Below are 21671 nucleotides of genomic sequence, written 5' to 3' on the forward strand. Positions count from 1 at the left end.
TATGCACGGATTCGGTTCAAAAACTGATTAGTTTCAGCTGCTTGAGCCGGTCCTTTTGTTTAACATCGAAAACGAAACTGAAAACATATAAACAGCATATTTAACAGGTCTGAAGTTCAAACAGCAACCTCCTTGAATTTTAGGCTCTTAAGAGTTTAACAGCTAAAGCAAAGTTACCCAAAGTAGCAGAACCATTATTTTTGATAGCTGGCAGCGTAATATAGTTTTCTAACTTCGGCAGGGGCAAATAATCATTTATCATAGTTTTCAGTTCCAGCCGCACTTTGCGCAGTAAACTTTTGTTTGCAACTCCACCGCCAAAGACAATTTTATCAGGCCTTAATATCAAAGAAACCTGCATCGCAGCTTGAGCAATGTAATAAGCCATTATATCCCAGACAGGATCATCCAAAGAGACATCCTTTCCATTTTTATGTAAACGTGCTTCAAAAGTCGGTCCAGAAACTAAGCCTTCTAAACAGTCTTTATGAAAAGGACAGATACCTTCAAAGTCAAGATCATCGGGATGGCGTTTCAGCAAGACATGTCCCATTTCGGGATGCCCTGCACTGCCGACAAACTCGCCATTTATTATAGCTCCTCCGCCTACGCCGGTTCCGATAGTATAATAAACAAGAGAGTTGATTTTTTCATTAGTTAATGTAGACATCACATATTCGCCATAGGCCGAACCATTGACATCAGTTGTCCAAAAAATCGGAATTTTTAATTTTCTTTGGATATATCCGACAAAATCAGTATCACTCCAATGAGGTTTAGGAGTATTAGTAATGTACCCATACTTAGGTGAATTTTTCTTAATTTCAAGTGGACCAAAAGAAGCAATACTTAAAGCATCAATATTAAACTTCTCAAAATACTTGACAACCTTATCAAGAGTTTCCTCTGGAGTAGTTGTAGGAAACTTAGTACTATCTTTGACACGATAGTCTTCATCCCCTATCGCGCACACAAATTTGGTGCCACCTGCCTCAACACTGCCTACTAACATAAATAATTTCCTCCTTGGATTAAAAATGGATGACCGTTTCTATAAAATAGATAATTGCGGCACAAAATCATTATAACGAAAAAAGGATTCAAAGAAAAATAAGCAGCCATTTCTCATTGAACCTTCTTATTTTTAAAAATCCTTTATAATTTTTTGTACACCTCAACAAATTCCGCTGCCAGGTCACAAAAGGTTATAGCTGTCATTAAATGATCTTGTGCGTGTACCATCAGTAAGTTTACTTGAGCATGTTCGCCTTGAGCCTCTCTTGTTAACATAGATGTTTGCACATTATGAGCTTCAACCAATGCAGCTTGAGCATCCTTTAGATTTTTGTTTGCGCTTTCAAAATCCTTTATCCTAGCAGACTTAATTGCTTCCATTGCAAATGCCTTTGCATTTCCTGCATTCATTATAAGCCCCATTGTAACTTGAAGTTCTTTTTCAGCCGTCTGATCTTTTTCCTCATTAGCCATTTCGTTTATCTCCTTAACTACCCATATTAACCCATTAATGTGTATGCTTGTTCAAGCACTTTTTTCCCATTCATCATCCCATAAGCCTGCATGTCAATAACACCAAGTGAAACGCTCTTTCCTTCTAACTTCTTTTTAAAATCATCTTCCACGTATCTAACCTGCGGCCCAAGCATAACACAATCAATTTTTCGATTAGAAAGTTCTTGATCGGCACCAGCAGCTGAAGTCGCAAAAATCTCTACATCCTTTTTATCCTTTTTGGGCAGCTTCTTGCATCTTTTTTACCAACAGACTTGTACTCATTCCAGCAGCACAGCATAGCATAATAGTTTTTCCAGTCATAATAAATCTCCTCCTTATTTACTTTGTTCACGTTGAGCTTGACTTACCAAAACACGTTCACTGATTTTCATAAATGGTATATAAAATAGGATTCCAATAATAAAACTAATCAACTGTACTACTATAGCCCTCCAATCTCCCCCTGTCGCCAAAAAGCCGTTAACAAAAGGCGGCGTTGTCCAAGGTACCATTACTACAGTTCTATTCATTAATCCAAGAACAGTTGCAGAATAAGCAATTAATAATGAAATTACTGGCGTCAAAACAAAGGGTATCAATAGAGGAATATTAAAGACAATTGGATAACCATAAATAACAGGTTCATTTATATTGAAAATACCTGGTACGATCGAAAGACCAGCTACTTGACGGCTTGCCTTAATACGAGAAAATACAAACGTTGCAATCAGTAAGCAGATAGTACTTCCTGTTCCTCCCATCATTCCAAAAGTATCCCTAAATACACTAGTAATAATATACGGTACATGATGCCCCGCTGCAAAAGCCTGCATATTTTTATTCATATTAATCAATAAAACCGGATCTAGCAAGGTTCCATTTATAACTGCCTGATGAATACCAAAACCGAACAATAAGTTACCGACACTATATATCAAAAGGAAACCCGGTAAACTAGTATTCACACGGCGTAATGGTTCTTGGATAATTGTCGTAATCAATCTAATTAAATCAGTATTAAATCCTACACTTAAAACAGCCCCGATAATAGCTAAGACACTTAATACAACAATTGTCGGAATTAAGGTTAAAAAGGAATTACTAACAGCAGGAGGGACATTTTCACCTAAATTAATTTTTATTTTTTCAATTTTTGATAATCGCATAAATAATTCTGCTGCTACTAAACCAATAATTATTCCAGCAAACATACCAGTAACGCCAATATTGGCATAAGATAAAAACCCTGAAATCTCAACTGCTTTTTTCCCGCTAACAGGAACTGCTTGCAATGTTGTAGGCATAACGACAATTAATCCTGCTAATGAAACTATCGCGGCTCCTAACGCATTTTTATAATTACGGTTTCTTGCTAAACAATATCCAACTACGGGTGCAATTATTAATCCTGCAATGTTTAACGTTCCGTTAACAATCAGGTTTCCAAATGTTTGAAAATTTTCTAGGTTACTACCATTAAGAAAAAGTGGAAAAATTACATTATTAGTTAAAACTCCAAGTCCAGCAAGTATAAAGAGCGGCATAATCATAGCAAATGCATCCCTAAGGGATCTTAGGTAAATCTGGTTTCCTATTTTTATAGAAATTTTGGTAAAGTTATCTATGAATTTTTGCCATATATTTTTTTCTTCCATAATCATTCACTCCTCATTTAACTCTTTAGTTTTTTCTAAAACATAATTTTTGAACCAAAAATAACTTTTTTTAGGAATTCGTTTCAAATCTTTAATATCATGATTAGTACGGTTAACGTAAACTAGTCCATACCTTTTTTCAACATTTCCCTTTGAACTTGGTATATCTATTAGGCCCCATCCCAAGTAGCCTAAAACTTTAGCTCCATCACAAGTAATTGATTTTATCATTTCATCAATATGGTCTTTATGATACTCAATTCTATAATCATCTTGAATTTGATCTTTTCCATTCCAATGTTCAGTAACACCAATACCATTTTCAGCTGGGAAAATAGGTAATGAATATCGATTATACATCTTAGTAATCGTGTTTCTAAAACCAATCGGATCAATTTGCCATCCAAATTCTGAAGTTTGCAAATGCTTATTTTCAACTTTTCCTTGTTGCATAAAATAATTTGGTACAGCTTTTTCAGAAATTCTCGTACTATCAATTACTAGGCTGTAATAATAACTGAACGCTAAGAAGTCGCTTTTCAACTTAGGATGTTTTTTTACCTCCTTATCTAATACATCAATTAATTCAGCCATATTATGTGTTTTCATATAGCCTACAACTTCTGGGGAACGTCTCCCCGTCGCAAAAAACTGCAGAAAATCTTCATTAACAAATTCCATTGCCTTACGTGTATACATGACATCTTTGGGATTGGAAGAGGCAGGATACATTTCTTGGTATGCAACCATTCCTCCTACTTTTAAATCTAAAAAATTATGAACATAATCAGCAATTTGCGTATAAGCTATCAAGCTGTTAACAGCTATTTTATATAATTCAGATACAGTCTTATTTCCAGTTAAATATCCAGAATTCTTAAACCCCTCCTCAAAGGTCATACAATTTTGTTCGTTAAACGGAATCCAATATTTAACTTTTGGTGCAAACCTTTTAATAACTATTTGTGCAAATCTCACAAAAGCATCGCGTACATGGCTGTGGAGGAGACCATTATACTTTTTAGCTAAGGTCAAAGGCATATCAAAGTGGTACAAACAAGCCACTGGTGTGATACCTTTTTTTAGTAAACTATCAATAAAATTTTCGTAGTATTGCATTCCCAGTTCATTTACTTGCCCATCACCGTCAGGAATTATTCGTGACCACGATAATTGAAAGCGGTAACAATTCATACCAGCGTTCTTCATTAAATCAAAATCTTCATCGTACCTATGATACTCATCAATTGCTACCTTCCAATCACTAGTATCTTTAGACGCGGGTTTAATATCATAGACTGAAAGTCCCTTACCATCTGTGTCCCAAGCACCTTCAGTTTGCATACTAGAAACTGAATTTCCCCATAAAAAATTATTTTTTTCCATAATTTCACTTCCTTTATAAAAACATTATAACTCTATTTTTAAATTTGTAAACTCAAATTATAAAATAGAATATCCATTTAAATAAAATAAAAATATGCTATTATATGGAAGTTGGATTATCATTTTCTGTGGAGGTGTTTAATATTAGCCTATATCGTGAAATAGCAAAAAAAATTCGTACAAAAATAAAAAATGGACTTTATAAACCAGGAGAACCACTTCCGAGACAAAAGGAATTGGCACTGGAATATAAAACCTCACGCGTAACTATCCAGAAAGCATTAGACATACTTTTTAATGAAAATTTAATTGTTCGAAAGCAAGGTAGCGGTACTTTTGTTTCACCAAATTCTTTGTCTGCGCTCGATATTCTCTCTTCTCAATATGGAGGGACTACAAAACTTTTTTCGGACAAAGCGAATGTTTCAACGCTTGTTTTAAATTTTGCAATTCGGCTTCCTTCACTTAAGGAGTGTGAAAAGCTAAATATCTTAGAAACAATGCCAGTATATGACATTTATCGACTTAGAAATTTAGATGAAGAACCCTATGAGCTCGACAGGTCTATTATGCCTCTTTCTGTAATTTCGGGTTTAAATGAAAACATAGTAAAAAACTCAATTTTTTCATTCATTCAAAATAAATTGAACTTGGAAATAGGCAGTTCTTTACGTAAAATAGGTGCTGATAAAGCAAAGCAAGATGATATTAAATATCTAAAATGTAAACCCAACGATCCGGTTTTACAAATCTCACAAACAGTTAGTCTGAAAGATGGCAGGATATTTGAATATTCACATACTCGTCATAGATATGATAAGGGCAATATCGTTGTTTTCAACAAAGTTCCAATATTATAATACGTCATTTATTTTTATTAAGTTCCTATAGATATCCTATAATTAGCTAGTAATTTCTAGTAATAATGGGATATTTTTAGGTTGTATTAAACATTTTAAGATAGAAATAAAGCTCAATTACTGAGATTATAACTATTTCACGAATAACTGCCACCATTTTAAAGTGATATTTTTTTGCCTCGCTGTATACTTTTTCCAGCTGTACTTGTGTTACGTCCGCACTCAGGTTAGTATGATCAATCTAATGCGTTAAATCATCGATTGTATAATCTATAAATACTCATCCTTGCTTTTCGCTTCGCTATAATTTTATTTTAATATGTACTTACCCGTAAGCTATGAGGCCGCTGATTTTTTCAATATCCGCCAGCTCATTGCCTTTTAGAAGCCGTAAATTATTCAGCAGCAAGTTTTTTTCTAGTATCCTTATGAATAAAATATATGAGAACAATAAAAGAAATGACACAGGCCCACAGAATAACAGCCCGTTTATTGAAACCGTTAAACAAAGAGTTTCCGCTTAATGCATATAGGATGGATGAAGGCATGACTCCCAGAAACATTACTAAACACAGATGACTTATCTTTATTCTTAATTTATTAGCCGTAAAATTGACTAAAAATGAAGGAATAATCGGGATCATATACGCGACCATCAATCCTAAACGCGGGTGGCGCATTCTAGAGATTGCTTTGACCCAATGATTTTCTCTGGTTTTTTCATCCAAAAATTCCAGCTTATTCAATAATGTCAGTGCTAATAAGTTTCCAGCTGTATTTCCGATAATATTAAGTACGCTTCCAACAAAAGAACCATAGCAAAGACCGATGAAAACACAGATGACCGAGGTCGGCAATCCCGGAAAGGCGCTCATGAGTGCTGTCAAGATCACGAGTAAGACGGCAGCTTGAAGATTATGTTCTCTAACGCTATGCAATAAAGCCTGTTTTGAGATCTGATGGTGTGCCAGCTGTACCAGTTCCGGCTTGTATTGATTGAACAATTGATAACCGATAAATGTTAATACCATCACCCCACAAGCAAATAAACATATCTTGACTGTTTTTTTAGACAAAATCGTCCTCCTTTATCTTTTGCACCAATCAGTAGCAAAGAGCACAGTTATTAAGAAAATATCTGAGTTCACTTTATTGCCTTGACATTCTTTATAGGCTCCTCGTATTATTTTTGCAAATATCAATCTAAAATGTCCTCTAGTAGTTTAATAGCAAACAAGAGATTTTGCCAGTAAAAAATTCATAAACCATTACGACAAGATAATTCTTATAAACAGAAAAATTCTACACTCTTTTTTTAAAGCCGCTCTTTGCTGCTTGCAGTGCCTTCACAGCGTGCCGTTTTTCTTTGCTTTTAATATGGCTTATCACTCCAAGTGAAACAAGCCCCAATTCTTCTTTCAAGAAACTCTCATCTTTTATAGTTGTATCCATTAATGTCCGTATAACAGCAATTACACATCCAAGAAAAAGTCCTAAAAGAACTCCAAGCAGCAAGTTGAGTTTTTTATTCGGTACTACCGGCACAGTACTCGGTGCAGCTTTGGCCAAAATCGAAACATTATTAATTTTCATCATCCTAACGATCTTTTTGCTAAAAACAGTCGCGATAGTGTTCGCTAAATCAGTTGCTGTGTATGGATTTCTATCCGTAGCCTCAATGCTAAGGACCTGTGAATCAGTCTGATTAGAAATTGCAAGACTTTTTTCTAGGTCCTGTATTCCCCCAACGTAATTATCACGGGTTTGCAGCTGTTTTAACACTGGTTTTAAGATAACTTCTCTCGTCAAAATATCCTTATCCTTATAAGTATTAATAGCTTGCAGGTCTGCCTGCTGAGCTGCATATTGCATCTGTGAATCATCTGTTTTTTGATTGACCAGTAATACGCTTGTTGCACTGTATCTCGGGGTTATAAAGAAGAAGGAAAAAAGCAGGGCAATGAATCCTCCTAAAAATCCCCAAAGTACAATTGCATGCAAATTCTGCCGCAGTAAACCCGTTATTTTTTTTACATCCTGCCTAAAGTCATTACTTCTTTCCTGCTTCATTAAGTTATCTCCTCCTTAAAAAGCTCATTGTCAGCAATTTTCAGCTAAAAAAACGAGCACAGTAACTTTTAATCAGTTTCACAAAAAAAAGATATTCGCTATTTTTTCGCAAATACAGGAACAATAACAATATCGTACAAGTCGCAGCACCTGCAAAAAGCAGCACCAAACCTATGACCCCTGGAAGAAAAAACTTAGTTGTAATTGTGGAGGTTATGACAAGTGTCAAAACTAAAAAAACAATGTCCATAAAATAGGCCCTGTAAAAATCAGTGTATTCCGGTATTTTGATTCCGTGACGCAAAACTACCAGCGGCTCATACCATAAGTTAACAAAAAGATTAGTACAAAGAGTCCCGATAAAGACACCAATAATTCCTAGTTTAAAAACCAGCACGAAGATCAACGAAAGCCCCACATTCACAAGTGCTTCAATCACTGACTTTACACCAATTCTGTCAAAAAGCCCATATGAAGTAATGAAAGTAATCGGAGTCTGGCGTAAAGCATTGATGCCGAAATTAAGCACTATGAGGGTCACCAGAGTAGGCCTTAAAGTGTAGCGCTCACCTATCCACAATGTGATAAAGGGATTAAGCAGACTTTCTAGCAAAACTGCCATCATAAAAGTAACTACATAGTTAACCAGCAAGTGTTTTTTAAAAAGCGTGTACTGTGCCTTTGCCTTACTACTTGTATCTAAAGCATAATTGCCGATGCTTGCAGAAACAGAGCTGGTAAACTGAATCAAAAGCAAACTGATACTATTAATAATCAGCAGGTAATTGGAATAAATACCGACCCAATAGATGCCGATAAAAGTCGAAATCACGATATTATCGGTCGCATTCAGCGATATTTCACCGACCTTTGCTCCAACCATACCCACGGTATTTTTCTTAATTTTTTGATAGATTTGCGGTGGTAACCGATACTTCTTTTTAAACGTTAGAAACGGATACTTACGGCTGACTAGAACAGCTAAAGTTACGTTCAAAAAAAAAGTGCAGGTTAACTGGATAATCAGATATAAAACAAAACTTTTAAAAAAAAGCAAGGCACTGATCTGCAAAAATGTCTGAATAACAAGAAAAAATAATTGACCGAGGTTCACGTTATAACCGATCTGGTCTGCAATTAACAAGGTCTGCTTATAGGAAAGCAGGTAACTTACCACTGTATTTGCCAGAAACAACAAAAACAGCAGATACAGCTGTGAAATCCCGTCTTCCTTTATAAGCAGCGGTAAAAACGGCATCACACAAAGACCTAGAATTCCGACCAGAAGCCCGATAATATGGTACGCTTTACGATACAACGACATAATAGAATTAATAAGTTCGTGATTATTCTCCAGCAGAGGCTTGTATAAAGCAAAAGTGATTGCTGATCCGACGCCCAGATCCGCAAAGGATAAAATTCCCAGAATATTGTTAAATAACCCATTCACACCCAGATATGTTGCTCCCAAGACGTTAATAAAAACAGTTTGGGTGCAAAACCGCAAAATAATTGTTATTCCTTGCGACAAGACAGCTGCCAGAGAATTAAACATCGAAAGCTGCAAACGATTTTTCTTCATGAGCGTTTACCATTAAGTTCAGTAAGAAGCTTCTTCCACTGGTTTACAACTTCCGTCATCCTGAAATCCTGAGCCCGCTTCAAAGAGGCTTCCTGATAATGCGCAAAAAGTTCTTCATTCCTCAGAATTTCAACAAGTTCATGAACAAACTGTTCAATATTAAAGTTTGCGATCAACTTACCGGATATGCCATCTTGCAGTAATTCATTGGCACCTGAGGTTTTAAACGAAATCACAGGCAGCCCGGCACCCATTGCTTCTAAAATAACTAGTGAAAATGCTTCGGTGCGTGAAGTCGAGATAAAAGCCGAAGAACTGGTGTAGTGATTGAGCAGATCTTCCCCACTTTTAGAGCCTTGCCAACTGATCTTTTCTGCAACACCTTTTTTGTGAATCAACTTGCTGAAACGCCGTTGATTTTTTTGATCACCATTACCAGCAATCTCGATAGTATATTTTGCAGGCAGGAGTTTAGCAATTTCTGCTAAAAAGTCTAAGCCCTTTTGGCCCTGATCAAAAGTTATGCGGCTCACAAAAGCAATCTTTGAAGTCCCAAAATGAGCTTTTCGTCCATGAAAATCAAGTAAAAGCGGATTAACAATCAAAACACTGAACTTGTTTAGTCTACTGAAAAATCTATGTGCTTCTTTTGTCAAAGTGACAATACAATCTGCTATTTTCAAACCTTCTTTAAAAAAATATTCAAATTTTTTAGACAATTTAAAAATAGCATGGCAACTTTGGTGTAACCACGCTACTATCTTTATTTGCGGACAAGCTTTTTTTATTAAAGGAATGGCTGCAATCTGCTGGGCTGAAGTAACTACTAAAATAGATAACTTTTTTGAATTAATCAACTTTATGATTTCACTAATAAAGTCTCTTTGATATTTATTGATATTAAAATTACCTTTCGAAAGCATTTCAATTAGCTTACCGCTTCTTGTCAGCAAAAGATCTGCTTTAGTTGGCTGCCTGCTCTTTTTAAAGAAATGATCTTTTTCTTTAAGATGCCAAAAAACAGGCTGTGAAGAAAAAGAATAGTAATAAATTTCTGCAAAACCTTCAACTTGCAGCTTTTCTCCGAGTGCAGCCACTACTCTTTCTAATCCCCCTATTCCGAAACTGTTTGCCACAAAGCAGATTCTCATAAACCTTCCTCCAATCTTGATATTTGAAAAAGGTGTTTCAATTATGTCTACTTGGCCTTTCTTTTGACTAGCCTTAAAGTTGCTTTTAAACAAAATTTTGCGTAGTTCGTAATTTTATGCTACGTAAAGAAGGAAAATGGTGGTATTCGCAGCTTCTTTTAAAATCCATTCACAAACGCCTGTTGCATCTGTCGCGCCAACTGACCGCTGTCATAACCGTTACTTTTGATCAGATTTGCAAACGACATTCTTTCATCCGTAATCCCCGCTTTATAGTCAGCTAGTATTTGTTCCGCCCATTGCTTTGGACCTGCATTGAGCGATATTATCTTGGTTAAGGGCGTCTGTAAAGCTTCAGGATGAAAGACTTCCGAGACATAACAAGGCAACCCGGCACATTGCGCCTCTAACACCGAAATTCCAAAACCTTCAAAAACAGATGGCGCAACCATCACATCCAAGGCCTGTAATATTCCAGGAACATCTTTTCTTACTCCCGGAAAAAGAACATTGTCTTTCAGGCCGAGATTGGTAACATGTTCCTTAGCCTCAGCAAGCTGCCTGCCGTCACCTACCAGAATAAGCATGCTTTCTTTTTTCTTTTCATGAATGTGTTTAAAAATATCTATCAAAAACAAATGATTTTTTTGCGGATCAAAACGGGCGACATTTCCAAGCACCAGCTTATTTTCAAGATTGAACTGTTTGCGATAAAGTTTCCGCTTTTGAGGTGAATATTTAAATGTAAGTGTATCAATCGCATCAGGTACAACTTGAAATCTTCTCTGTGCAAACATCCACAGACCAGCTTTTTTGCTGCAGGCTAAGCGCACACCTTTTTCATTATTGATGCGCGTCTTATGAAGAGTATCAAGCATCTTAGTAAGCCATAGCCTGTTTTCAATATTATCATTATGAGCATGAATAATCGGTATCACTGCAGGATTTTTATACGTTGCAGTAATGCCTGAAATATAGCTCAGTGAATTAAGATTGTTGTAAACATAACGGTATTTTTCTGAGTTAATGATCTTTTTCAACTTACGCTTATTCAGCATGAAATCTTCACGCCTGCTGGGAATCTTGATTATTTGTCCTCCCAGCTGCAAAATCTCTTCGCTAAATGCGATTCGTTCTTCCCCATACCAATCAATGAAATCAAACTGCACCTGTGTCCGGTCAATTTTTCTATATAGATTCATAACAAATGCTTCCAGCCCGCCAGGATTAGGATTCATCCCAATCTGGAGAATATATGTTTTGGGAGAACTCATTGAAATCACCTCACTTTAGAGAAGCAAGAATTCCTAACGTGCACCATCTCCAGTAAAAATAATTTTGAAAGTTTCTACAAAAATCTTCAAATCAAACTTGAAATTAAGAGTATTAATATATTTCATATCCAACGTAGCCTTTTTTTGCGGATTTAATTCGTATCCGCCATTAATTTGAGCAAATCCTGTCAACCCTGGCTTAACCCGCAGTCTTTGTTCAAAGCCGGGATATTCGAGGCTGAACTTTTCTGTAAATTCAGGTCTTTCCGGCCGCGGACCAATTAAACTCATATCTCCTCTAATAACATTCAGCAGCTGCGGCAGCTCGTCTATCCTTGTTTTTCGGATAAATCTGCCTACACGAGTAATGCGTACATCATTTTTAACTGCCCAAACTGCTTTACCATCTTTTTCAGCATTACTAACCATCGAGCGTAACTTGTAAATTTTAAAAATGTGTCCCATGTAGCCCACTCTGTTTTGTGAATAGATTACTTTACCAGAACTTTCAAGTCTTATAAAAAGCATAGTGAGACCTATCAATGGAAGAACTGTGAACAACAAGAAACTACAGAGAACAACATCAAATGTTCTTTTCAATAACAGATAATTATTCTTTATCGGTTTTTTCAACTTGCTTTTAAAAGTATATTCACTATCTTGAGTTAAATGAACGCTTTCTTGAACCATTTAACTTCCCCTCCTTATAAAGGATCAGCAGGTGTGTCAGTACAAATTGGCAAAAAGTCACATGCAGCAAACGGATTACAGATAAAGTTAAATAACTACAAAATTTTCAGCTAGCTTTGACATTTTCACTGTTAATTCCAACAAGAAACGGAAGCGTTTTTTAAACGCTTTCATAAAAATAGTAAATTATACTTTCTCACTCACTCCTTTGCTTTCCTTTGATCCTCTTTCTGTTAAAAAAATCTGTCTAAGAGGCTTGATTATGCTATCTTGCGGTCATTATACAATATTTTTTTCTAATAAAGTATTCATAAGCCTTTCAAAAATAAAAAACCATATTTTATTAAGCTATGTAGTGTTTTATATTGTTATTACTTTATAAAAATAACTATTAAAATTTGATTAAATAGCTAAATAACCATTTTTAAACTCCTTTTAATTTATAATTATCTCACTTACTTATTATTAGTTATGTTAACTAAAAAATTCCCCCAGATCAGCTTACTAAAGCCTATCATGGAGAAATTAAATTTAATTAATTAGTTATTTGTTAGGCTTTTTTCAAAGCTGCTTTGGCTGCATCTACGATTGCCTGTTTTCGTTCGAGCCACCCTCGTGCTTTTTTAATTGTCTCTTGGGCCTGTTTAATGATCGCTTCTTGTTTAGTCTTTTCTTTTGCCAATTCTGCTTTCTTTTGTTCCAACCAGCCTTGTGCTTCAGTAAGTGAAGCTGCAGCAGTATCAACCTCATCTTGTTTTTGTGTAACTAATGTATTCGCCTCGTTATTTGAAGCAGTTGTTTCTTTTCCTACTTTGGTGTAGTTATCTTTCGCAGCATTATATTCGTTGATTTTTTGCTGGAAAAGTGTGTTTGCACTTTGCAATTTCTGGTTTGCAGCAGTGAATATTTCTTGGCTTTGAGCAATTTGTGAATTTGCATCCGTAATTTGCTTCTGGGCTGCAGTGATAATCGGTTCCTGCTTATTCTTTTCTTTCTCTAATTCTGATGTCTTTTGTTCCAGCCAATTTTGCGCTGCTTCAATTTGAACTTGATCACCAGTTGCTTTTGCTGCTGTTAATTTTTGTGCAGCAGCATTTACAATTTGGGTTTTACGAGTCAACCAGCCCTGTGCAGCCGTAATAGTTGCGTCAGCCTGATCGAGCATGTTTTGCCGACTGGCCGTTACCTGTGTCAAGTCTGCCTTTGCATTGTTATATGCCTTTTGAGCAGAAGCTTGTGCCATGTTAGCCTCTATACATTCCCTTTCTTTTTCTAAGTATAAGTCTTGGGCTACTTTCCCCTTCTCGGCATTGCTGTCCCTGAGATTTTGCTGATTTTCCTTAGCTGCGTCAAGTTCTGCTTCTTTTTGGTTATAAACATCCTGTGCAGTTTGAACCTTTTTGGCAGCTGCATCAACAATTACTTGTTTACGATTAATCCATCCCTGTGCTGTAACAATGTTCTGCTGAGCTTTTTTAATAATCGGTTCCTGTTTTGCTTTTTCTTTTGCCAGCTCAGCTTCTTTTTGCTGCAGCCACTGTTTTGCCTGTGCTCTTGCATAATTTTTTGTAACAGCAGCGATTCGAGAATGATTTTTATGCTGGTCAGCTTGTATTTCCCCATTGCCAATGCTAAAAGTTACTGTAATTGCTCCTGTTGCAACTACTGCAAGAAATAATTTTTTTACTTTTTTATATCTTTTCCATTCAGTAAAAACATTTTGTTTCATAAAATTTTTCCCCCTTGATAAAATCAGCTATAACCAACATTTAAAATTCAGGTACAAATTGAGTTTATCAGTTTAAAAAAAATTAACAATTAGATGTGTAATTTTTTACACAAATGATACCAAACAATATCTTTTGTTTACATATGATTTACAATTCAGTACCGTTTTTGACAATGGCTAATAGAAATTTATTCTTTTGTTTTAATCATAAAACGAGTAATTTTTTATGTGTACTGAGCTATTTTATATAATTATTCACACAAAAAAAGCACCTCCGTATTTGGATTTTCGAACCCAATTTCGTGAGATGCTTCTTTGTAAATACTTTTGTCATTCAATATATAAAAATTATTTCTTCTTGATTTCAGAAACCGTTTCTTTAATTAAGTTAGCTTGAAACTCTGCTGTAAACTGTTTTATTAACTGATTTTGTTTAGCCTTATCAGTCGCAATAGCAGGATCTTCAGCAATTGCTTCTTTGAGCTTAGTCTCAACGTAAACAGCAGCCTTCTTCTGCGCCTGAGCCTTAAATGCCTTTGAAGATAATGTAGCTTTCAACTCTTTAACTTGCACTGTTGACAGTTTAAACCATGTTTTTGGCAAGAAAAATTTGTTTTGACGGCTGATCAGCTCGCTGTTATTACCTGCAATTCCAAACCAAAAACTACCCCAGCTTGACTTGTACTTCCAGCGCTTTTCAGTTGTTCTCATAATTGCAGTCTTTCGATTGCTTCTGACCACATTATTTTTAGTATACTCATTACCTTGAGTATGGGAAACTTTCTTAGCATCTGGCTGAGCATTATAAATAAAGACATTTCGTTTTCCGCTCGTCCCAATATCTTGATACAATATCATCTTCATTTTTCCTGAAGTATCGGCAGAATAGATCTGCTTTGAACTGGTTTGAGAAACCTGGTGCATCCCCCAGTGACTATAGAAGTTTCCTACAATAGCCCCTAAAGATACAAAAACTAGCAGACCAGAAATAATAGTACAGATGAGCCGTGGTGAAATCTTTTCAATATAAATGAAGCTGATAAAAAATGCAATTGCACTTAAAGCTAAAAGAACAAGAATCATTATTCGGCCTCCTTTTCATCACGGAGTGAAACAGAAACTTCTTTTGTACGCACACTTTTGTCCTTCATGAAGAAGGCTGTGATAAAACCAACCAGGCAAAATGCTACGGCTAACCAGAAGGCACCATGATACCCTGACATTGTGGCATTCAAAGCTTCTACTTTGTAGCTTAGCGGATCCGACTTTAATAAATCCTTGCCGGGCATTCCGCCTTTGGTAACATTTGACAATACCGAAACCATGATTGCAGTCCCAATTGAACTCGCTATCTGACGTACGGTATTGTTAACAGCAGTTCCATGCGAAATCAGTTGTACTGGTAAAGCATTCATTCCTGCAGTTGTAGCCGGCATCATTACCATGGAAATTCCAAACATTCTGACTGCATATAAGAAGGTAATGTATAGAATCGGTGTTTGTTTAGTAATCATCACAAAAGGCAAGGTCCCTGACATCAAGAGGAACAAGCCTGCAATCGAAAGCCTTTTAGCTCCAATTCTGTCAAACGCACGCCCTGTAATAGGACTCATAACCGCCATCATCAAAGCACCCGGTAAAAGCAGCAGTCCAGAATGGAAAGCACTCATTCCATGAACCAATTGAAGATAAAGTGGAATAATCATTTCAACAGCGACCATTGCTACCATTACAATCGAACTCAGTGCGGTTGCAACTGTAAATTCAACTGACTTGAAAACGCGCAATTCCAAAAAGGGTTTTCCCATCTTTAACTGGCGCCAAACAAATATGGCAATTAAAACAATGCCGATCCCCAATGAGCTCAAAACTATTTTAGAAGTCCAGCCGTTATCACCTACAGATGAAAAGCCGTATAACAACGACCCAAAGCCGATTGTTGAAAGTATCAAAGATCGCCAATCCAACTTAGACTTAGTGGTAACCAAAACAGGCTTCATAAAGAATAAAGATAATACGATCACAACAGCCACAATTGGAATAATCATCCCAAAAAGATCGCGCCAATGCCAAGTATCAATCACATATCCGGACAAAGTCGGTCCGATAGCAGGTGCAACTCCGATTACAACTCCTGCCATCCCCATCGCTACACCACGCTTATTAGCTGGAAAAATCGAGAGCATGATATTTTGCAGTAACGGCATAGAAATTCCTACACCTACTGCCTGAGTCAAACGTCCTGCCAATAATACAGAATAAGTGGGAGCAGACCAAGCTAGAATCGTTCCAACCTCAAAAATACACATTGCGACCAAGTATAGCCACTTTGTGTTAAAACGAGTTGAAAGCCACGCCGACACTGGAATCATGACTCCATTCACCATCAAAAAACCAGTAGTCAGCCATTGAACTGTAGAAGTGGAGATATCAAAAGCTTTCATCAAAGTCGGTAACGCTGTTGCCAAAATAGTCTGGTTAAGAACTGTACAAAAGGTTCCAATCAGCAGCACAAGAACCAACATGGTACGATTATATGTTTTATTTTTATTATTTGCTGTGTTCGTCATTTCTTTCCCTCTTTCAAATATAAAAAGTGCATTTCATATTATATATTCTTTATACATTTTTGTAAACAAGCTTTACAAGACTATTATAATTTTTTATAATTACAATATAATTTATAATAAAGGTGGGTGATTATGATAGAAGATCAAGTTATTCAATTTTCAGATTTTAAAGAGTTTTCTCACGACATAATCCGTGATGACAATGTTTATTTAGGAATCTCTGAATTATCACTGGCTACCGGTGTACCACAAAACCAGCTGCGATATTGGAATGAACGCGGCTATATCCACAGTGTGGCAGATATGAAGTTGAAGTTTTGCTTCAATACTATTTTGCTCGTACGCGGAATCAAATTGTTTCAAAAAAGAGGTTTTACTTTGAGCGCTGCTGTAAAAAAAGCTTCAGTGTATACAGATATGACTGCTAAAATCAAAAAAATGCTCAGCACACGAATTACCACTATTACAAATAATGATGATACTACAGAAATTGATTTGGGTGTCTTTGACCCGCAGCCGGATAAACGTTTAGTAGTAAAAATCAAAGATGATTCCACCCTCTTTGAACTAAAATAGACAATAATTTAAAACAAATTTTCTGCTTAATACTAAGATTGATGAAACATTTGTGACCAAGTCGGATTTAAAAGGTCAGGTGTTGAAAAAATGAAACAAGGTTCTCTTTTTGAAGATAAATACCAAAATACACCGCTAGCGAGTCGAGTGCGGCCGCAAACACTTGCCGAATTTACTGGACAGCAGCAGCTTTTAGGCAAGGGCAAAATTTTACGAGAACTGATTGAAAACGACCAGGTCCCCTCACTAATTTTTTGGGGACCGCCGGGTGTCGGAAAGACTACTCTGGCAAGAATCATTGCGCGCCAAACTAAAGCAAAGTTTCTAAGTTTCAGTGCAGTTGACAGCAGTATCAGTAAAATAAAAAAGATTATGCACCAAGCTGAAATAGACCGGGAAATAGGAATAAAGACTATGGTATTTATTGACGAAATTCATCGGTTTAACAAGGCGCAACAAGATGCTTTTCTTCCCTATGTTGAACGCGGCAGCATTACTTTGATTGGAGCAACCACCGAAAATCCCTCTTTTGAAGTCAATTCTGCATTGCTTTCCCGCTGCAAGGTCTTCATTTTAAAACCCCTGCAGACGAGCGACATCATCGCACTATTGAAGCATGCACTGCATTCTCCCAACGGTTTTGGTGCGGCAAACATCGTAATCGGTAGTCGAGAACTCAAAGCAATTGCTGAATTTGCAAATGGCGATGCGCGAACTGCCCTTAATATACTTGAGATGGCTGTTTTAAACGGTGTGCAGACCGAAAGTAAAATTGAAGTCAACCTTGAGAATCTCTCGCAGCTGATTACACGAAAAGCTGTTTTGTATGATAAAAACGGCGAGGAGCACTACAACATTATTTCAGCCTTGCACAAGTCAATGCGAAACAGCGATGTTAACGCTGCTATTTACTGGCTGTCAAGAATGCTTGCAGGCGGTGAAGACCCCTTATATATTGCCCGCAGATTAGTTCGTTTTGCTAGTGAAGATATCGGATTGGCGGATACTAATGCACTCAATGTTGCAGTCAACGTTTTTCAAGCCTGTCAATTCTTAGGGATGCCGGAATGCGACGTTCACTTAGTTGAAGCTGTAACCTACCTATCCTTAGCGCCTAAGTCAAACGCGGTTTACAAGGCACGGTTAGCTGCTGAAAGAGACGTCAAATCTACCATCAACGATCCTGTTCCCCTGCAGATACGAAATGCTCCTACCAAGTTAATGAAGAACTTAGGATATGGTAAGAATTATGAATTAGCACACAACACCAAAGACAAGCTGACCAGCATGAAAACAATGCCCCCTTCACTTGAAGGACACGAATATTATCTGCCTACAACCCAAGGACATGAACATCGCTTTAAAGAACGTCTGGACCAAATAAAAAAGTGGCACGCCGAACACGACAGTTAGAGTTTAAAAAGCAAAATACATTTTGTCATTTCAAATAAAAAAAGAGCTATAACCCAGCAGCTAAAAATCATGTTCTTTAACTAGCAGGGTATAGTTCCTTTTTGTTATTATTTAGTTTACTTACATTTTAGAATTGAACAGCCGCTCGCTCAAAGCTATTTTTTCTGGTCCAGGCTGACTGTTTGCAAATGCAACAGAACCTTGATGCTTTTGCGGTTCTAACAAGTTTTTTCCGCGTAACTGGCGCTGCAGTTCACGTGCGGCGCCCGGTCCACCATCGATTATAAAGGGAACTTCAGGCATTACTTTTTGGATTGCATGCTTTACAAATGGAAAATGAGTACATCCCAGAACAATTGCATCTGTATTATTTCGATACTGTTGCAAAAGGCCTTCTAGGTATCCCACTACAGCAGGCGAATCCAGTTCACCTTTTTCAATAAATTCGACCAGATTAGGGGCTGGGATCGGAATTAACTCTGCCAGCTTTTCGTATTGCTGCATCAGCGCTTGAAATTTTTGTTCTCTTAAAGTCAATGGTGTCGCCATTACAAGAATACGCGAGTTAGGCTTGCGCATTACTGCCGGTTTGACAGCCGGCTCAAGACCAACAATTGTTAAGCTGGGATAGCGTTTTCTGATCTCATTAATTGCAGCACTTGTAGCTGTGTTGCAAGCCACAACAATTGCTTTGACGTTTTTTTCCACAAACTTTTTTACGATTGCCAGACTCAGTTCTGTGACTTGAGCAACCGTCTTGATTCCATAAGGAGCATTTGCAGAATCACCGTAAAAAAAGTAGTCTTCTTGCGGCATCAGACGATGCAAATCACGAAGTACACTGATACCGCCGACACCAGAATCAAAAACCCCAATTGGCTGCGTTTTCTTCACATTCATCATTCGCTTATCCTTTCTCATTGAATAGTCCTGTTTTTGACAAACTATTCTTTGATCCTGAGAAACCAACTTTACTTTTCTTTTTCCGTTTCAGCAACTCCACGGGCCTTAACATACTGTTGAATCCGCTTTGCTGCTTCCTCAAGATCAGCATAGCTTGCAGCATAGCTTAACCGTACATATCCTTCTCCACCAGGGCCAAACGAAATCCCCGGAATCAAGGCGACTTTTGCACGCTGCGCAAGATCACGAACAAAGTTCCATGAATCTTGGCTGCAATTTGCCGGAATCTTAGCAAAAAGATAAAAAGCACCATCAGGGCTGGCAATTTTAAAACCTACCTGGGTAAGTTCTTTAATCATGAAATCACGTCGGCGCGCATACTCCTGACGCATTGGAAGACTATCTTTTTTGCCATTTGACATCGCCTCAAGTGCAGCATATTGAGAAATGCTTGTTGCACAAGTTACCATATTTTGATGAGCCTTCACAACCTGATCAACAAAGTCTTGCGGTCCCAACAAAAAACCGATCCGCCAACCAGTCATCGCATGCGACTTTGATAATCCAGTTACTAAAATAGTTTTCTCTGGCAGAATCTGTGCCATTGACACATGCTTCTTTTTATAGGTTAATTCCGCATAGATCTCATCACTGATGACCCATAGATGTTCTTCACGAATTACCTCTGCAAGTTCTTCCAACTGTTTACGCGAATAAGTAACTCCTGTTGGATTGCTTGGGTAGTTAAGCACCACTGCCTTGAATTTTGCCAGCGGATACTCTTCAATTACCTGACGCAGTCTTTCAGCTGTTAAAACAAAACCGTCTTTACTGGTATCAACTAAAACAACTCTGCCGTCGTTGATCTTCGTAATTGGAATATATAAAGGAAAAATCGGTGTAGGAACAATGATGGTTTCATCCGGATTAAGAATTGCCTGAATACTTGCCGCAATTCCTTCCGTGGCTCCAACTGTAGTAACCACCTGTTCAGGTTTGAAATTTAAAGCAAATTTTTCATTATAATATTCAGCAGCTGCCTTTCGTAAAACCGGCAAACCAGCATTGGGCAGATAATGCGTTTGATTGTCCGAAATTGCCTTAACAGCCGCCTTTTTAATATGTTCAGGCGTATTAAAATCCGGCTCTCCCAGTGTCAATTTTATAATCCCCGGAATCGCACTTGCTTCTTCATCGAACTGACGAATATCAGAAATCGCAATCTGTTCGATCTTTTCATTAAATTTATTTTTTGCCATCTTCCCAAACTCCTCATCATTAAAGAATTAAGAAACTTAATCTTTATTATAGCACGACACTTTAATCGTGGTACATTTATGATGCGAAGAAAAAAGCAGCTGTGAATTTCTTAATAAAACTAGCCTTCGGCTGTTAAGCCAATTTAGTTTTGAGGTGCGTTGCTGAACGTATTTTGCAAACGTCCTGCAAGCAAAACAACCACCAGCAGCTTAATAACACCTGGAATCAAGAAGGGAACAAACCCGATCGCCAGTGCTGCTTTAATACTAAGATGCAGTACTGGAATCATCCACAAGGAACCAACTAATAGATTAAGCAAGACCCCAATCACATTAGCAACTACGAGGTCAATAAAGCTATGCCCTCTATACTTGAGATACAAACTGGTTACCAATGCATAAAGCACAAATGAAACCAAGTAACCGCCAGTTGGTCCGACAAACACTGCAAATCCTCCTGAAAAACCAGCAAAGACAGGCAATCCTATTGCACCTAATACTAAATAAGCAAACACCACTTCGACTGCATAGCTGACAGGCAACAAAGAAGCAATTAATCCAATTGCAAAAGTCTGCAGCGTTAGCGGAACAAGCGGCAGCGGAATTGTTATTTGTGAGCAAACCACAAGTACTGCCAGAAGAATTCCTGCTAGTGTTAAACTATGTATCTTTTCTTTTGTCATTAAAATCAACCTTTCATAATTCGAATAGCATTAGCATAGCCTACTCAAAATTTATAGTCAACCTTTTTTTTATTTTGGTTAACAATAAAAACATTAGCAGATTTTATTACGACGATAAATTTTTTTATTTGGTTCTGTGAAGTTAACTTCACACATGTTCATTTAGCCCATCAATTGTGCTTAAAAAATACGCGTGACAAAATCGGACAATTCTGAATATTAACAGTAAACTTGAAACTGTAAAAGAGGAGTGTGCTAATAGTTGCTAGACTTTGAGCATTAACTGCTAATTACGAACATAGTCCAAACTTGACTATGAGTAATTTGTGGTTAAGCGGAAAAGACTGACTATTGAAAC

At 37.1% G+C, this 21671-nt stretch carries 19 protein-coding genes and 1 pseudogene; 3 read left to right on the plus strand and 17 right to left on the minus strand.

Going from position 1 to position 21671, the window contains the following annotated elements; all coding sequences use genetic code 11:
* Nucleotides 1-139 precede the first annotated feature (139 nt).
* From scrK to FD46_RS07455, 5 genes and pseudogenes are all read right to left on the minus strand, one after another.
* Entirely contained in the window at nt 140-1012 is an 873-nt protein-coding gene (gene scrK, locus FD46_RS07435; RefSeq protein ID WP_057896524.1) for a fructokinase ScrK, read from the minus strand.
* Nucleotides 1013-1155: 143 nt separating this feature from the next.
* Nucleotides 1156-1488, minus strand: coding sequence for a PTS sugar transporter subunit IIA (locus FD46_RS07440; RefSeq protein ID WP_057896525.1), 333 nt, complete (start codon nt 1486-1488; stop codon nt 1156-1158).
* 26 nt (nt 1489-1514) lie between these two features.
* Nucleotides 1515-1833, minus strand: a pseudogene (locus tag FD46_RS07445) (PTS sugar transporter subunit IIB).
* 14 nt (nt 1834-1847) lie between these two features.
* On the minus strand, nt 1848-3167 hold the full coding sequence (locus tag FD46_RS07450) for a PTS sugar transporter subunit IIC (protein ID WP_057896526.1): 1320 nt from the start codon (nt 3165-3167) through the stop codon (nt 1848-1850).
* 6 nt (nt 3168-3173) lie between these two features.
* The gene (locus tag FD46_RS07455) at nt 3174-4553 is read right to left on the minus strand and encodes a glycoside hydrolase family 1 protein (RefSeq protein WP_057896527.1); all 1380 of its coding nucleotides are present in this window, start codon (nt 4551-4553) and stop codon (nt 3174-3176) included.
* 104 nt (nt 4554-4657) lie between these two features.
* On the opposite strand from FD46_RS07455, the gene FD46_RS07460 reads away from it, so the two are divergent.
* The gene (locus FD46_RS07460; protein ID WP_235805601.1) at nt 4658-5413 is read left to right on the plus strand and encodes a GntR family transcriptional regulator; all 756 of its coding nucleotides are present in this window, start codon (nt 4658-4660) and stop codon (nt 5411-5413) included.
* Nucleotides 5414-5808: 395 nt separating this feature from the next.
* Here the strand turns inward: FD46_RS07460 and FD46_RS07465 are convergent, their stop codons facing one another.
* The 9 genes from FD46_RS07465 to FD46_RS07505 form a co-directional block, all read right to left on the minus strand.
* Nucleotides 5809-6489, minus strand: coding sequence for a TVP38/TMEM64 family protein (locus FD46_RS07465; protein WP_057896528.1), 681 nt, complete (start codon nt 6487-6489; stop codon nt 5809-5811).
* A 226-nt stretch (nt 6490-6715) separates the two neighbouring features.
* The gene (locus tag FD46_RS07470; RefSeq protein ID WP_057896529.1) at nt 6716-7483 is read right to left on the minus strand and encodes a YveK family protein; all 768 of its coding nucleotides are present in this window, start codon (nt 7481-7483) and stop codon (nt 6716-6718) included.
* 40 nt (nt 7484-7523) lie between these two features.
* A complete protein-coding gene (locus FD46_RS07475) occupies nt 7524-9065 on the minus strand; it encodes a lipopolysaccharide biosynthesis protein (RefSeq protein ID WP_057896530.1) in 1542 nt (513 codons plus the stop codon).
* The gene (locus FD46_RS07480; RefSeq protein WP_057896531.1) at nt 9062-10216 is read right to left on the minus strand and encodes a glycosyltransferase; all 1155 of its coding nucleotides are present in this window, start codon (nt 10214-10216) and stop codon (nt 9062-9064) included. Before FD46_RS07480 ends, FD46_RS07475 begins: the two co-directional genes overlap by 4 nt.
* A gap of 158 nt (nt 10217-10374) precedes the next feature.
* Entirely contained in the window at nt 10375-11490 is a 1116-nt protein-coding gene (locus FD46_RS07485) for a glycosyltransferase (RefSeq protein ID WP_057896532.1), read from the minus strand.
* A 33-nt stretch (nt 11491-11523) separates the two neighbouring features.
* A complete protein-coding gene (locus tag FD46_RS07490) occupies nt 11524-12180 on the minus strand; it encodes a sugar transferase (protein WP_057896533.1) in 657 nt (218 codons plus the stop codon).
* A gap of 550 nt (nt 12181-12730) precedes the next feature.
* The gene (locus FD46_RS07495) at nt 12731-13909 is read right to left on the minus strand and encodes a coiled-coil domain-containing protein (protein WP_057896534.1); all 1179 of its coding nucleotides are present in this window, start codon (nt 13907-13909) and stop codon (nt 12731-12733) included.
* A gap of 348 nt (nt 13910-14257) precedes the next feature.
* Nucleotides 14258-14992, minus strand: coding sequence for a DUF4811 domain-containing protein (locus tag FD46_RS07500; RefSeq protein ID WP_057896535.1), 735 nt, complete (start codon nt 14990-14992; stop codon nt 14258-14260).
* Complete coding sequence (locus FD46_RS07505) at nt 14992-16479, minus strand: MDR family MFS transporter (RefSeq protein ID WP_057896536.1); 1488 nt, start codon at nt 16477-16479, stop codon at nt 14992-14994. Before FD46_RS07505 ends, FD46_RS07500 begins: the two co-directional genes overlap by 1 nt.
* A 132-nt stretch (nt 16480-16611) precedes the next feature.
* Here FD46_RS07505 and FD46_RS07510 point away from each other — a divergent pair, with 132 nt between their 5' ends.
* Nucleotides 16612-17055 carry a MerR family transcriptional regulator gene (locus FD46_RS07510; protein WP_057896537.1) on the plus strand — a complete coding sequence of 148 codons (444 nt, stop codon included), beginning with the start codon at nt 16612-16614 and terminating at the stop codon, nt 17053-17055.
* 90 nt (nt 17056-17145) lie between these two features.
* Nucleotides 17146-18468 (plus strand): replication-associated recombination protein A, encoded by a 1323-nt coding sequence (locus tag FD46_RS07515; protein ID WP_057896538.1) that lies wholly within the window; start codon nt 17146-17148, stop codon nt 18466-18468.
* 120 nt (nt 18469-18588) lie between these two features.
* Here the strand turns inward: FD46_RS07515 and murI are convergent, their stop codons facing one another.
* From murI to FD46_RS07530, 3 genes are all read right to left on the minus strand, one after another.
* Complete coding sequence (gene murI, locus FD46_RS07520; protein WP_420805348.1) at nt 18589-19368, minus strand: glutamate racemase; 780 nt, start codon at nt 19366-19368, stop codon at nt 18589-18591.
* A gap of 71 nt (nt 19369-19439) precedes the next feature.
* On the minus strand, nt 19440-20630 hold the full coding sequence (locus FD46_RS07525) for a pyridoxal phosphate-dependent aminotransferase (RefSeq protein WP_057896539.1): 1191 nt from the start codon (nt 20628-20630) through the stop codon (nt 19440-19442).
* A gap of 143 nt (nt 20631-20773) precedes the next feature.
* Nucleotides 20774-21313, minus strand: a complete 540-nt coding sequence (locus tag FD46_RS07530) for a biotin transporter BioY (RefSeq protein ID WP_057896540.1) — start codon at nt 21311-21313, stop codon at nt 20774-20776.
* Nucleotides 21314-21671 lie beyond the last annotated feature (358 nt).

The sequence above is a fragment of the Liquorilactobacillus oeni DSM 19972 genome, from assembly GCF_001436275.1.
In the GTDB taxonomy this organism is placed as follows: Bacteria; Bacillota; Bacilli; order Lactobacillales; family Lactobacillaceae; genus Liquorilactobacillus; species Liquorilactobacillus oeni.

Excerpts from the sequence above, each read along its gene's own strand:
- scrK (WP_057896524.1), bottom strand. The coding sequence starts at position 1,012 with ATGTTAGTAGGCAGTGTTGAGGCAGGTGGCACCAAATTTGTGTGCGCG.
- FD46_RS07440 (WP_057896525.1), bottom strand. The coding sequence starts at position 1,488 with ATGGCTAATGAGGAAAAAGATCAGACGGCTGAAAAAGAACTTCAAGTT.
- FD46_RS07450 (WP_057896526.1), bottom strand. The coding sequence starts at position 3,167 with ATGGAAGAAAAAAATATATGGCAAAAATTCATAGATAACTTTACCAAA.
- FD46_RS07455 (WP_057896527.1), bottom strand. The coding sequence starts at position 4,553 with ATGGAAAAAAATAATTTTTTATGGGGAAATTCAGTTTCTAGTATGCAA.
- FD46_RS07460 (WP_235805601.1), top strand. The coding sequence starts at position 4,658 with ATGGAAGTTGGATTATCATTTTCTGTGGAGGTGTTTAATATTAGCCTA.
- FD46_RS07470 (WP_057896529.1), bottom strand. The coding sequence starts at position 7,483 with ATGAAGCAGGAAAGAAGTAATGACTTTAGGCAGGATGTAAAAAAAATA.
- FD46_RS07475 (WP_057896530.1), bottom strand. The coding sequence starts at position 9,065 with ATGAAGAAAAATCGTTTGCAGCTTTCGATGTTTAATTCTCTGGCAGCT.
- FD46_RS07480 (WP_057896531.1), bottom strand. The coding sequence starts at position 10,216 with ATGAGAATCTGCTTTGTGGCAAACAGTTTCGGAATAGGGGGATTAGAA.
- FD46_RS07485 (WP_057896532.1), bottom strand. The coding sequence starts at position 11,490 with ATGAGTTCTCCCAAAACATATATTCTCCAGATTGGGATGAATCCTAAT.
- FD46_RS07490 (WP_057896533.1), bottom strand. The coding sequence starts at position 12,180 with ATGGTTCAAGAAAGCGTTCATTTAACTCAAGATAGTGAATATACTTTT.
- FD46_RS07495 (WP_057896534.1), bottom strand. The coding sequence starts at position 13,909 with ATGAAACAAAATGTTTTTACTGAATGGAAAAGATATAAAAAAGTAAAA.
- FD46_RS07500 (WP_057896535.1), bottom strand. The coding sequence starts at position 14,992 with ATGATTCTTGTTCTTTTAGCTTTAAGTGCAATTGCATTTTTTATCAGC.
- FD46_RS07505 (WP_057896536.1), bottom strand. The coding sequence starts at position 16,479 with ATGACGAACACAGCAAATAATAAAAATAAAACATATAATCGTACCATG.
- FD46_RS07510 (WP_057896537.1), top strand. The coding sequence starts at position 16,612 with ATGATAGAAGATCAAGTTATTCAATTTTCAGATTTTAAAGAGTTTTCT.
- FD46_RS07515 (WP_057896538.1), top strand. The coding sequence starts at position 17,146 with ATGAAACAAGGTTCTCTTTTTGAAGATAAATACCAAAATACACCGCTA.
- murI (WP_420805348.1), bottom strand. The coding sequence starts at position 19,368 with ATGAATGTGAAGAAAACGCAGCCAATTGGGGTTTTTGATTCTGGTGTC.
- FD46_RS07525 (WP_057896539.1), bottom strand. The coding sequence starts at position 20,630 with ATGGCAAAAAATAAATTTAATGAAAAGATCGAACAGATTGCGATTTCT.
- FD46_RS07530 (WP_057896540.1), bottom strand. The coding sequence starts at position 21,313 with ATGACAAAAGAAAAGATACATAGTTTAACACTAGCAGGAATTCTTCTG.